Below are 12,902 nucleotides of genomic sequence, written 5' to 3' on the forward strand. Positions count from 1 at the left end.
TCAGAAATAATTTTTCACTTCTATATCAGCCTGTTAGTATGAGAAAGCTCATTAAGATTCTCCTGTGGTCTGTTTTAGGACTCATCGTCCTGTTAGGTGGTGCTATGGCCGTATTTGTTTATAAAGTAAAACACGGTTTCCCCGTTTCTTATGAGACAGAAACTCCTAAAATTGATTTCCCTAACGACAGGCCGGCAATCTTGCTATTTTCAAAAACAACCGGATTTCGTCACAGTGGCTCAATTGATGCCTCAAAACCAATCATTGCCGATTTGGCAAAGAAAAATGGCTGGTTTCTTTACGAAACTGAAGAAGGTGGCGTATTTAATGCCGAACAATTATCAAAATTCAAGACAGTTATTTTTAATAATTCAACGGGTAGAGTTTTGAATGATGAGCAACAAAAAGCTTTAGAGCAATACGTAGAAAATGGCGGAAACCTAATCGGAATTCATGGTGCAGGTGATAATTCGCACGAATGGCCTTGGTATGTAAATAATTTGTTGGGTGCGGAGTTTTCGCACCATCCACTCAAACCGCAGTTTCAAAAAACGGATGTTTTGGTTGATGCCCAAGCCGACAGTTCGATAACTGCTCAGATTCCACAGCCTTGGAGTCATACCGATGAATGGTATGTATTTTTTGAAAATCCACGCAAAAAGGGCTTTAATATTTTATTTACAATTAATGGCGAAACTATCATTCCTAATGGGAATGTACCTATTTTGGCGAGCGATAAAAATTTCGGAATGGGCAAAGACCACCCAGTAGCCTGGTGTAAGCAAATCGGAAAAGGTAAAACATTCTATACTTCGATGGGCCATGATGAATCGGTTTGGACAGACCCAAATTTTGTAAAATTGATTGAAAATGGTATCAATTGGACGATAAAATAATTATCGTTGTTGTGGTTGTCGTAGAGACAGGGCATGCCCTGTCTCTACAATCGAAAAATAATATATATTCATAACATGACAAAAACAGCCGTAATAACAGGAGCCGCCCGAGGAATCGGTTTAGAAATAGCCAAAAGGTTTAATAGAGAAGGGTATCATGCCGTGATTCTCGACATAGATGCGGCTGAATTAGTCAAATGTGAAGAAAATTTAAAAGGTCAAGAAGGCTTTTCATTTTTCAACTGCGATGTGTCTAATCATCAGTCAGTTAGCGAAACATTTGCACAAATTACGGCTCAATTTTCGAAGGTTCATGCCCTTGTCAATAATGCAGGAATTGCCATTTTTAAACCCGCCCAAGAAGTTAGTTATGATGATTGGAGTGCGGTAATGGGCGTAAACCTAAACGGCACGTTTCTGTGTAGTCAGGCTTGTTTAGCGGCTTTAGTTGCAGGACAAGGTAGCATCGTAAATATTGCCAGTATATCGGGTGTTCGTGCCAGTACCTTACGCATTGCGTATGGCACAAGCAAGGCGGCCATCATGCACCTAACCAAACAACAAGCGGTTGAATATGGTAATTTGGGTGTGCGTGCTAATGCAGTTGCCCCAGGCCCAGTAGAAACCGAAATGGCTAAATTAGTACATAGTGCTGATATTCGTACGTCTTATGCTGATGCGATTCCGTTGGCTCGCTATGGCACAACCGAAGAAATCTCGAATGCCGTTTATTTCTTGTGTAGCGAGCAAGCAAGCTATATTAACGGGCAAATTCTTTGTGCCGATGGTGGTTTCGATGCAGCAGGAGTTGGTTTACCGAGTTTGAGAAATTAATTAAAAATCAGCGTGTCATAAAACAAAATCGAAAAATGAAACGACATATTTGGTTAGCTATTATTGCCTCAGCTTTGGGCTTTTTTGTTGATTTATACGACATCATGATTTTGAGCGTCGTCAGAAAACCCAGTCTTTTGGCTATGGGTGTAGCCGAAGCTGATTTGCTTTCCAAAGGAGTTTGGCTTATCAATATACAGATGGCAGGTATGCTTCTCGGAGGTTTTATTTGGGGAATTATCGGAGATAAAATGGGTCGATTATCAGTTCTTTTTGGCTCAATCATTTTGTATTCCTCCGCCACTTTTGCCAATGCCTATGCTCCCAATTTTGAAATATATTTATTATTAAGATTTTTAGCAGGAATTGGTTTGGCAGGCGAATTAGGTGCCGCTATCACGCTCGTAACCGAACAAATGCCTCAAAAATTCAGAGGAATTGGCCCTGCAATTATCGGTGGTTGTGGAATGTTAGGGGCAATTTTCGGAGCATTCATCGGAGGTAAATATTCTTGGCAATTTACTTATCAATTAGGTGGAGGTTTGGGTTTTGTGTTGTTGATTCTTCGTTTGGGAGTGCTTGAGTCTGGACTTTTCAACGAAATGAAAGGAAAAACCAGCAACAGAGGAGATTTGCGATTGCTTTTCAAAAACAAAGATTATATCAAAAAATACATTAGTATTTGTGTGTTAGGCTTTCCTGTTTGGTATGTCAACGGAGTAGTGATGACTTTCACGCCCGAAATTGCCAAAGCTTGGGGAATGACGCAAGCTCCGACTGTTTCAGAGGTGGTCATTTATTACTTTTTGGGACTAACCTTCGGGGATTTAACGGGTGGCTTCGTGAGTCAGTATTTCCAAAGTCGTAAAAAAGCCATTCGCTTATATTTATCGCTTTATGCCTTAGCTGCTATTGTGTTCTTTGTTGTGGGTAATCAATCTGCTTTGATTTATAAAGGTTTGATTTTGTTTTTGGGCTTTTGCGTAGGCTATTCGATTGTTTTGCTTACGCTTGCTGCCGAGCAATATGGCACAAACATCAGAGCTACCGTTACGACTTCTTCATTAAATATCCTCCGTGCAACGGTTATTCCGCAAACATTACTTTTTGAGTTTCTGAATCCATATATCGGTACGGTAAATTCGGCAATGGCGGTAGGAGTGGTGGCTATTTTGTTGGCTTTTTGGGGCCTTAGCAATTTAGAAGAAACATTCCATAAGGATTTGAATTATACAGAATCATAGAATATTGATTAACATTGCTAGAGACGTTACATGTAACGTCTCTACAAACAACGTATCCACAAACGTGAAACAAATCAAAAAAATAATCAAACAAATCTAATTTCAATTACATGAAAAAACAGCGTACAACAATCATAAAAGGGCTTTTGAAGTCGGTTTTTATGTTGTTTTTGGTCAATTCTCTGTTTGCACAAACCAAACTCAATGTATTGGTTTTTAGCAAAACGGCTGCGTTTCGCCATCAATCTATCGAAGCTGGAAAGAAGGCTTTAGAAAAAATGTCGAGAGATAAAGGTTTTGGGGTAAGTTTTACAGAAGATGCAAGCCAATTTACGGAAGCAAATCTGAAAAAATTCAATGCCGTTATCTTTTTAAATACAACGGGTGATATTTTGAATAACGAACAACAAAGTTCGTTTGAGCGATATATTCAAGCAGGTGGGGGCTATGTGGGTATTCACGCCGCCACCGATACCGAGTACGATTGGCCTTGGTATAATCAATTGGCTGGTGCATGGTTTCTCGACCACCCAATGCCAAACAATGTGCAAAAAGGTAAGTTTTATGTAACGAAAAAGAACGAACTAACCGCAGGAATGCCCGACGAGTTTGAGCGTTCGGATGAGTTTTATAGCTTTAAAGATATTTCTCCAAAAATCAATGTAGTTGTAAAAATTGATGAAAAATCTTATCAAGGAGGCAAAAATGGAGCCGACCATCCCATTAGCTGGTACCAAGAATTTAACGGTGGTCGTTCGTTTTATACCGCAATGGGGCACACCGACGAAACTTTCTCGGAGTCACTTTTCTTAAATCATCTTTGGGCTGGTATCAAATACGCAGCAGGTGGTGAAACACCAAAACCATTAGATTTCTCGAAGGCTCGTCCAGAAGAAAATCGTTTTACAAAAGTGGTTTTAGAAGAAAAGCTCGACGAGCCAGTAGAATTAACAGTTTTGGATAAAGACCGTGTACTTTTCATTCAAAGAAAAGGTGAAGTAAGACTTTATAACAACAAAACTAAGACCTTAAAAACCATCGCAAAACTTCCAGTAAGTTTGAAATATGTCAACCGTGAAGGTAAAGAATCAGTAGCAGAAGATGGCCTTTTGGGCTTAAATAAAGACCCGAAATTTGCCCAAAATCAATGGATTTATCTATTCTATTCTTCTACAAAAGGCTCTTATAACGTTCTTTCAAGATTTACAATGAAAGGTGATGAGTTGGTTTTAGAGTCGGAAAAAGAAATGCTCAAAGTAGAAACCCAACGTGAAGAATGTTGTCACACGGGTGGTTCGATTGATTGGGATAAATCAGGAAATTTGTTCCTTTCTACGGGAGATAACACTAATCCTCACGCCTCGAATGGCTATAGCCCAAGCGATGAACGCCCAGGTAGAAGCCCTTGGGATGCTCAAAAATCTTCGGCGAATACCAACGATTTACGTGGTAAAATTCTAAGAATTAAACCGCAGCCAGATGGCACTTATACTATTCCAGAAGGAAATCTTTTCCCGAAAGGAATGGAAAAAACTCGCCCAGAAATTTATACGATGGGACACCGCAACCCTTACAGAATTTCGGTTGATAAAAGAACTGGAAAATTATATTGGGGAGATGTGGGGCCCGATGCTTCAAAAGCAGACCCGAATCGTGGTGCAGCAGGAACTTGTGAGTTTGGACAAGCCTCAGCGGCTGGAAACTATGGTTGGCCTCATTTTGTGGGCGATAATAAAGCTTACAATAAATTTGATTTTGCGACCAATACTTCTGGTGCTAAATGGGATTATCTGAAACCGATGAATACTTCGCCAAACAACACTGGTTTGATTCAATTACCCGAAGCAAAAGGAGCGATGATTTGGTATTCTTATGGGAATAGTCAAGAGTTTCCGTTGCTTGGAGCGGGTGGTTGTAATCCAATGTCAGGTCCAGTTTATTATAAAGACGACTTTGCGACAGCGAATAGAGCATTCCCGAAATATTATGATGGTAAACATTTTATCTACGAGTGGATGCGTGGTTGGATAATGGCCGTAAGTTTCGATAAAGATGGAAATTATGCCTCAATGGAGCGTTTTATGCCAAGCTACAAATTCAGCAATCCGATGGATATGGAATTTGCCGATAATGGTGATTTATACATGCTTGAATACGGTAGTGGCTGGTTTACGGCCAATGATGATGCTCGCCTAATTCGTATCGAATACAATGGCGGAAATCGTAAGCCACAAATCCAAGTAGCGGCCAACCAAATGGGCGGAGCTATTCCTTTCAACCTTAAACTTACTGCTAAAGGCACAACTGATGCCGATGGTGATGTGCTGAAATATACTTGGAAGGTTACTTCTAAAAATGGCTTCGTGAAGGTAATTCCTGCACAAGATGCCAACCTAACACTTACTAAAGCAGGTGTATATAAAGCAACACTTACAGTTGATGATGGTAAAGGTGGCATCAATACGCAATCAATGGAGATTACGGCAGGAAATGAGCCACCAGTATTGAGCCTTGATATGCCAAAAGCCAATAAGAGTTTTTACATTGCCAATAAATCATTCGATTATGAAATCAAGGTAAAAGACAAAGAAGATGGAGAATTGAATAATGGAATTTCGGCAGAAAACGTAGCTGTAAATATTGATTATTTAGCAGAAGGTTATGATAAAAATATGATTGCGATGGGTCATCGTTCGGCTGATGCAAGTGCAGCGTATGCCACAGGTAAGAAATTGATTGAAGGTAGCGACTGTATGGCTTGCCACAAAAAAGATTCAAAATCTATCGGGCCAGCTTATCGTGAAGTTTCATTAAAGTATAAAGGAGATAACAAAGCTCTCGAAACTTTAACTAAGAAAATTATTTCGGGTGGAAGTGGTGTTTGGGGCGAAACAGCTATGGCGGCTCACCCACAAATTTCGACGGCCGATGCCTCTGAAATGGTAAAATATATCTTGAATATCGCCAACGAAAAACCAAAATCTTCATTGCCAGTAAAAGGTTCATTCACAACAAAAGCCCCAGCTTCTGATAAAAATAAGGGTGTGTATATTGTGCGTGCAGCTTACGAAGACCAAGGTGCTAATGGCCTACCAGCATTGAAGTCAGAGCAAAGTTTTGTATTGAGAAACTCGAAACTCGACCCTCACGGATTTGATGAGTATGTAGATATCAACAAAATGGCTTTTGGTGGAAATAACTTGGCAATTCCTTCAAAATCAGGTGCTTATATGATTTTGAAACAAGTTGATTTGACAGGCGTTTCTGAAATTCAAGTGGCGGCTACTGCTCCAAAACCACAGCTAAATGCAGCTGGTGGAGCCGTTGAAGTACGTTTAGGTAGTCCAACTGGACCATTCCTCGGACGTTCGGCTTTCTTAGAACCTTCAGATAAAATGGACTTTACGCCAAAAATGGTTTCTGTACCTCTTAATCTACCAAATAATCTTGATGGAAAACCTCAAGATGTTTGTGTGATTTTCTCGAATCCTAAAGCTGAAGGGTCGCTAATGGTAGTGATGGGTCTTGAATTTAAGATGGTTTACGAAAGCTCATTGAAAGAACCTGTGAAAGTAGAAACCTCTGCCGCCAATGATTTCTTTGTAGGAAAATGGGCAACCAAAATGATTGGTACACCAGCAGGAGATGTTTCAATTGAAATGGTGATTGAAAGAAATAATGGCGTGCTTTCGGGAAAAATGATTTCTCAACAAATGGGAAGCCAAGCTTTCGAGAAAGTAGAAGAAATAGATGGCGAAAAAATCAAATTATCATTCTCTGCCAACGGTATGAATCTCAATATGGAACTCACCAAAGAAGATGCCGATAACATCAAAGGCAAACTCATGGGAATGATTGAGGTAAAAGGAAGTAGAGTGAAGTAATTTACGATTTTGTATTTTTCTTGTAGCCATTGCCTGTGTCTACACAGGCAACACATAGTTAACATTGTCAGTGTCCTCACTGACAATGGCTTTTGTAACAATTTAAAAATTAAATAAAATGAAAAAACTAAGCTTAATCATCGTTCTTTTCGTAATGGGTCTTTCCTTCAATACATTTGCTCAGACTGCTGCCGCTGCTGCTCCAGTAACTGATTTTTATGTAGGCAAATGGGAGGTAACAATTTTAGGCACTCCGCAAGGTGATGCTAAATTTGTCGCTACAATTACTCGTAAAGATGGCAAGTTAGTAGGCGAAATGACTAACCCTGCAGAACCAACAGCGGCGGCAAATCCGATGACTAATGTGGAAGAAGCGGATGGAAAAATGACAATCTATTTCTCGGCAAGTGGTTATGATTTAAACATTCCTTTCGAAAAAGTAGATGATAATAACCTGAAAGGTCAGCTAATGGGCATGTTTGATGCCAAAGCTGTTAGAGTAAAATAAGTATTAGAAATTTTAGTAGATAAAGGAGCGGTCATTGGACCGCTCTTTTGTTTTTACATGAAAAAGTACTTTGAGAAACTTTCTAAATCGGCTAAAGGTTTTATTAGAAAGTAATTGTACCGAATGACAAAAATACCATTATCAGTTTTAGAACTCGCCACAGTAGTAGAAGGAGGAACCCACCAAAACGCTATTTCAAATACAGTAGCAATAGCCAAGTACGTAGAAACTTTAGGTTATCAACGTATTTGGATGGCCGAACATCATAATATGGAAAATATTGCGAGTTCGGCAACATCGGTTTTGATTGGCCATGTGGCTGGCAAAACCAATACGATTCGGGTTGGATCGGGCGGAATTATGTTGCCCAACCATAGTCCATTGGTGATTGCCGAGCAATTTGGAACTTTAGAAACTATTTACCCCAATCGCATAGATTTAGGCTTAGGTAGAGCTCCAGGATCCGACCAACTGACTGCAATGGCTTTGCGGAGAAATCAAGAAACTGCCCATAATTTCCCTGAAGATGTAAAGCAATTACAAGCCTATTTTAGTGAAGAAAACCGTGATGCACGTGTGAGGGCATTTCCGGGTGAAGGTTTAAATATTCCTATTTGGATATTAGGTTCGAGTACCGATAGTGCCTATCTAGCCGCCGAAATGGGACTTCCCTATGCCTTTGCTTCACATTTTGCACCTGCACAATTTCGAACAGCCATTAAGATTTATCGAAATAATTTCAAACCTTCAGAGTTTTTAGAAAAACCTTACGTAATGGCCTGCGTAAATGTTTTAGGTGCGGATACCGACGAGGAAGCCAATGTTCTGTTAAATACACTTATTACTCTTTTTGTGGGCATTATCACCAACAAACGTAAACCTTTGAGGCCCGCTGATAGACTGCCCGAAGTTTATCAAATTCCTGAGGTAAGACAAGCCGTCAATAATATGCTTGCTTGTACATTTTATGGTAGTAAAGAAACGCTTCATGCAAACCTTTCAGCCTTTATTGAAGAGACAGGCATTGATGAATTAATGGTGGCTTCGCATATTTTTGATTTAGATGCTAAACTAAAATCGTTTTCTATTTTGCAAGACGCACTACGCTTAAATTAGAATGAAGGTAAATTGTTGATTTATGAATAGCTGAGTTTTTAAAACTCAGCTATTTTTATTTACCCTTCATTGTTTGATTTTCGTAAGTTTTACTTTGAATATAGTTTAATTCAGTCCTACCAAATCACTACTTTTGTGGTAGATTTTATAACTTATTATTGCAAAATGAATCGTCAATTATCAATTCCTCTTTTTAAGAAAGTTTTATTTATACTTTTTTTATCAACACTTTCGGCTTTTGCTCAGAAAAATGATTCACTCAAAAAATCTGAACCATTACGAGCTTCGGCTAATATTCAGGTAACCAACAATGGTGTTTCACTTTTTCCAAACCTGATGCTTGGCAAGCCCGCTGCAATTATCAATTTAACAGTTGGTAAAAAACATATCTTCTTTGAACCCGAACTTCGTTGGCGATTAAACGGAGAGCCTTGGTCGTATATTTTTTGGCTAAGATACCGCCCAAAGCGTACCGAACATTTTAGCTGGCATGTGGGGGCACACCCTTCTTACGTAGTTAGACCAAATCAAGTAGTAGTGAATGGAAAGACAGAAAATCGTTGGGTGGCTCAACGTTTCTTGGCTGCGGAGTTTGTGCCTGTTTGGCATTATTCGCCTAAATTTGCTTTGGGCTTACATATTTTAGGGTCAAAAGGCTTAGATAAAAACTACGGTGTTCAGAAAAGTTCTTATGTTTCCTTACAACCACGTTTTCCGCATATTGGCATTTCAAAAGAGTATTATTTAGGCTTTTTTCCGCAGGTATTTCACTTAACTTTAGACCAAACCCAAGGAACCTACTATAGCCAAATGCTTAGTATCAATAAAATGAATTTGCCTTTTTATTTGTCAACGATTTTTACTTATAAACTTAAAGGAAATATCCCCGGTGATAATATTGTATGGAATATTGGTTTGAACGTAAAACTATAAGAAATGACCACAAACAACCCCGAATCCTTAGAAGAGTTTTATCAACGAAAGTTCGATTGGATTCCCGAAAATCTCAGTCGGGATATTGGGCATATCAATGTGTTCAGATTACCACATCCTGCCACGAAGCCCGTGCCTTATCGCCGACGTGATTTTTTTAAAGTTACGCTCTGTCGAGGCAGTAGCCGTATTCATTATGCTGATAAAGTTTTTGCTTTTGAGAAACAAGCCCTCGTTTTCTCGAATCCGTTTATACCCTACAAATGGGAGCATCTCGAAGGCGAAGTTTCGGGTTTTTATGTGATTTTCAATGCCAATTTTTTTAACCAATTCGGAAATCTGATTCAGTACGAAGTTTTTCAACCAACTGGAACTCACGTTTTTGAATTGGAAGATACCCAATTCGAGTATTTATCTGGCATTTTCGAAAAAATCGAAACCGAACTCAGTTCTGAATACATTCATAAATATGATGCCATTCGCAACCAAATTTATGAGCTGATTCACTACGCCATGAAAACTCGCCCTTCGACACTCGTAGAGCAATTGCCCATAAATGCCTCACAGCGAATTTATTGGTTGTTTTCAGAATTGCTCGAACGCCAGTTTCCGATTGATGAAAATCATACCGAAATTAAGCTAAGAACTGCTTCAGATTTTGCCGACCAGCTCAATGTGCACGTCAACCATCTCAACCGAGCGGTAAAAGAGACTGGCGGTAAAACTACATCTCAACTCATTGCCGAACGCCTGCTGCAAGAAGCCAAAATTATGTTGAAACAAAGCCTTTGGAATGTCTCTGAAATTGCTTTTGCACTTGGGTTTTCAGAGGTTACGCATTTCAATAATTTCTTCAAAAAGCATACAAATTTAAGCCCAGTGAAGTTTCGGAAGGAGTTTTGAAAGCCCCCTTATTTTTAAATACTAATGCATTTCTTCATAAAAATTTGTTTGTATACATTTTTATGAAGAAATGTTCTTTTAAAATAGAATCGAGCAGTAAAAGTGCGATTAATTGTAATTTTTACACGAATAAAATTTACCTATATGACAGTTATATAAAATTGAATAAATATATTTGTTTCTTAAAATTATTCAATTCTATATACGTAAGATGAACAGACGAGAAGTCATAAAAAATGTAGCCTTGATGTTAGGTGGGGCATTCTCTGCACCTACACTCATGGCAATGGATAATTGGGAAAGTGCTACAAATTCCAATATCAACGGTGCGGTCTTCAGCTTAACCGATTCTCAGCAAAAAATTGTTGCCGAAATTGCCGAACTTATCATTCCAAAAACAGATACTGTGGGAGCGAAGGACGTTGGCGTACCTGCATTTATTGAAATGATGTTGAAAGATTGTTATAAAGAACCTGAGCATCAGAGTTTTTTGGAAGGTTTGGCTTCAATGGAGAAAGTAAAGTTCTTGGAATTAAATACGGATGAAAGAAGAGGCGTTTTGAAATTATTGGAACAGGAAACTAAAAAAGTGACAGGAAAAACAACTCCTTTCTGGCGATTAATCAAAGAACTTACACTTTTGGGCTATTTTACGTCGGAGGCTGGTTTAAAGGCTTCGTTTGAATATGTACAGATTCCAGGAAAACTTGAACTTATCAAGCTAAAACCAAATCAGAAAGCTTATGCTTATTAATTTACGATTTTAGAATAACGATTTACTAACTAAATCGTCAATCAAACCAACATCGTAAATAGATTAAAATAAACAATCGAAAATCATGAATCTAAATATAAAAGCAAATAAAAATAATACATTCGATGCCATTGTTGTTGGCTCGGGTATGTCGGGTGGTTTTGCTGCAAAAGAATTAACCGAAAGAGGACTGAAAGTCTTAATGATTGAGCGTGGGCATGAAATAAAGCACATCGAAGGCTATGACACAGCCATGAAACAACCGTGGGAAATTGAGCATCGAGGCAAAACAACTAATCTTTCTGCCGAAGAACGTTGGGCCAATAGCCGTTTTTGGGGTCTTGGAAGTGAAGAGGTAGTGAATCATTTGACGAATGATAAGGAAAATCCTTACATCGAAAAACGTGCCTTCGACTGGATTCGTGCCTATCATACTGGCGGCAAATCAATGCACTGGGGGCGTCAGTCATATCGTTGGAATAAGCAAGATTTCGAAGCGAATGCTAAAGAAGGTATCGGTATCGACTGGCCTATTCGCTATGAAGATTTAGAACCTTGGTACACACACGTAGAGAAATTTGTGGGTGTAAGTGGGCAAAAAGAAGGCTTAGATGTATTGCCAGATGGACATTTTTTACCTGCAATGCCATTATTTGCTCCTGAGGCTCATTTCAAAAATAAAATGTTTGAAAAATTCAATCGTCCTGTTACGGTTGGTCGAGTAGCAAATCTTACGCAGCCGCAAGATGTTCATACTTCTTTGGGGCGTGCTTCGTGCCAATATCGCAATAAATGCCAAAGAGGCTGTCCGTACGGAGGGTATTATAGCTCATTATCGGGAGCAATTCCAGCAGCTATGCGAACCAATCGTTTGAGTGTTTTGCATGATTCTATTGTGGCAGAAATTATCTACGATGAACAGAAAAAACGAGCGACAGGCGTACGAATCATCAACCAAAACACCATGCTTACAGAAGAGTATTTTGCTAAAATAATCTTCTTAAATGCAGGCTCAATTAATACTGCTGCTTTGATGCTTAATTCAAAATCGAATCGTTTTCAGAATGGATTTGGCAATGATAGCGACCAAGTAGGCCGAAATCTAATGGACCACCAATTGGGTTCGGGAGCAACGGCTATGATTGATGGATTTGAAGATGATTATGTCTATGGACAACGCCCCAATGCCATGTATATTCCACGTTTCAGAAACTGGGGTAATGATAAGCAAACGTCCTACATGAGAGGTTTTGGGTATCAAGGTGGAGCAAGCCGAGAAGGTTGGAATAGGGGAGTTAATGCCGATGGTTTTGGAGCAGATTTCAAGCAAGGATTAACCAAACCAGGTGCGTGGACTATCAGTATTGGTGGTTTTGGGGAGATTTTACCAAATCCAAATAATAGAATTTACCTTGACCCTGATAAAAAGGATAAGTGGGGTATTCCGATGATTGTAACCGATGCCGCATTTGTAGAAAACGATTGGGCGATGCGTAAAGACATCATTGCCTCTGCAGTAGAAATGCTTGAAACCGCTGGTTTTAAGAAAGTAACGCCTTATGACCGCCCGACACACATGGGTTTAGGTATCCATGATATGGGAACTGCCCGCATGGGACGTGACCCTAAAACTTCGGTGTTGAATGCTTTCAACCAAGTTCATGATTGTAAAAACGTATTCGTAACTGATGGTGCTGCCATGACTTCGGCTTCGTGCGTAAATCCGTCTATCACCTATATGGCACTTACCGCTCGTGCAGCTGATTTTGCCGTGAAAGCTTTGAAGAAAAGAGATTTATAATTTAATGTGCCACAAGATATAAATTTATT

10 protein-coding genes are annotated in these 12,902 nt (G+C 39.3%); all 10 read left to right on the top strand.

All coding sequences use genetic code 11. The features are described from left to right. Positions 1 to 896, top strand: an 896-nt coding sequence (locus tag A6M55_RS00235; RefSeq protein ID WP_305953140.1) for a ThuA domain-containing protein, incomplete at its 5' end; no start/stop codon positions are given. Positions 897 to 971: 75 nt separating this feature from the next. Next, complete coding sequence (locus A6M55_RS00240; RefSeq protein ID WP_082892875.1) at positions 972 to 1,730, top strand: SDR family NAD(P)-dependent oxidoreductase; 759 nt, start codon at positions 972 to 974, stop codon at positions 1,728 to 1,730. Between the two features lie 35 nt (positions 1,731 to 1,765). Continuing rightward, positions 1,766 to 2,974, top strand: a complete 1,209-nt coding sequence (locus A6M55_RS00245) for an MFS transporter (RefSeq protein ID WP_064196084.1) — start codon at positions 1,766 to 1,768, stop codon at positions 2,972 to 2,974. A gap of 110 nt (positions 2,975 to 3,084) precedes the next feature. Next, positions 3,085 to 6,858 carry a ThuA domain-containing protein gene (locus tag A6M55_RS00250; protein ID WP_064196085.1) on the top strand — a complete coding sequence of 1,258 codons (3,774 nt, stop codon included), beginning with the start codon at positions 3,085 to 3,087 and terminating at the stop codon, positions 6,856 to 6,858. Positions 6,859 to 6,976: 118 nt separating this feature from the next. Beyond that, a complete protein-coding gene (locus A6M55_RS00255) occupies positions 6,977 to 7,366 on the top strand; it encodes a hypothetical protein (protein ID WP_015029052.1) in 390 nt (129 codons plus the stop codon). A gap of 123 nt (positions 7,367 to 7,489) precedes the next feature. Further along, entirely contained in the window at positions 7,490 to 8,482 is a 993-nt protein-coding gene (locus A6M55_RS00260) for an LLM class flavin-dependent oxidoreductase (protein WP_015029053.1), read from the top strand. A 165-nt stretch (positions 8,483 to 8,647) separates the two neighbouring features. Next, positions 8,648 to 9,415 (top strand): hypothetical protein, encoded by a 768-nt coding sequence (locus A6M55_RS00265; protein ID WP_015029054.1) that lies wholly within the window; start codon positions 8,648 to 8,650, stop codon positions 9,413 to 9,415. Between the two features lie 3 nt (positions 9,416 to 9,418). Next, positions 9,419 to 10,318, top strand: a complete 900-nt coding sequence (locus A6M55_RS00270) for an AraC family transcriptional regulator (RefSeq protein WP_064196086.1) — start codon at positions 9,419 to 9,421, stop codon at positions 10,316 to 10,318. Positions 10,319 to 10,529: 211 nt separating this feature from the next. Continuing rightward, positions 10,530 to 11,072, top strand: a complete 543-nt coding sequence (locus A6M55_RS00275; RefSeq protein WP_041693496.1) for a gluconate 2-dehydrogenase subunit 3 family protein — start codon at positions 10,530 to 10,532, stop codon at positions 11,070 to 11,072. An 85-nt stretch (positions 11,073 to 11,157) separates the two neighbouring features. Continuing rightward, complete coding sequence (locus A6M55_RS00280) at positions 11,158 to 12,873, top strand: GMC oxidoreductase (RefSeq protein WP_015029057.1); 1,716 nt, start codon at positions 11,158 to 11,160, stop codon at positions 12,871 to 12,873. Positions 12,874 to 12,902 lie beyond the last annotated feature (29 nt).

This window comes from Emticicia sp. MM (assembly GCF_001649495.1).

Excerpts from the sequence above, each read along its gene's own strand:
- A6M55_RS00240 (WP_082892875.1), top strand. The coding sequence starts at position 972 with ATGACAAAAACAGCCGTAATAACAGGAGCCGCCCGAGGAATCGGTTTA.
- A6M55_RS00245 (WP_064196084.1), top strand. The coding sequence starts at position 1,766 with ATGAAACGACATATTTGGTTAGCTATTATTGCCTCAGCTTTGGGCTTT.
- A6M55_RS00250 (WP_064196085.1), top strand. The coding sequence starts at position 3,085 with ATGAAAAAACAGCGTACAACAATCATAAAAGGGCTTTTGAAGTCGGTT.
- A6M55_RS00255 (WP_015029052.1), top strand. The coding sequence starts at position 6,977 with ATGAAAAAACTAAGCTTAATCATCGTTCTTTTCGTAATGGGTCTTTCC.
- A6M55_RS00260 (WP_015029053.1), top strand. The coding sequence starts at position 7,490 with ATGACAAAAATACCATTATCAGTTTTAGAACTCGCCACAGTAGTAGAA.
- A6M55_RS00265 (WP_015029054.1), top strand. The coding sequence starts at position 8,648 with ATGAATCGTCAATTATCAATTCCTCTTTTTAAGAAAGTTTTATTTATA.
- A6M55_RS00270 (WP_064196086.1), top strand. The coding sequence starts at position 9,419 with ATGACCACAAACAACCCCGAATCCTTAGAAGAGTTTTATCAACGAAAG.
- A6M55_RS00275 (WP_041693496.1), top strand. The coding sequence starts at position 10,530 with ATGAACAGACGAGAAGTCATAAAAAATGTAGCCTTGATGTTAGGTGGG.
- A6M55_RS00280 (WP_015029057.1), top strand. The coding sequence starts at position 11,158 with ATGAATCTAAATATAAAAGCAAATAAAAATAATACATTCGATGCCATT.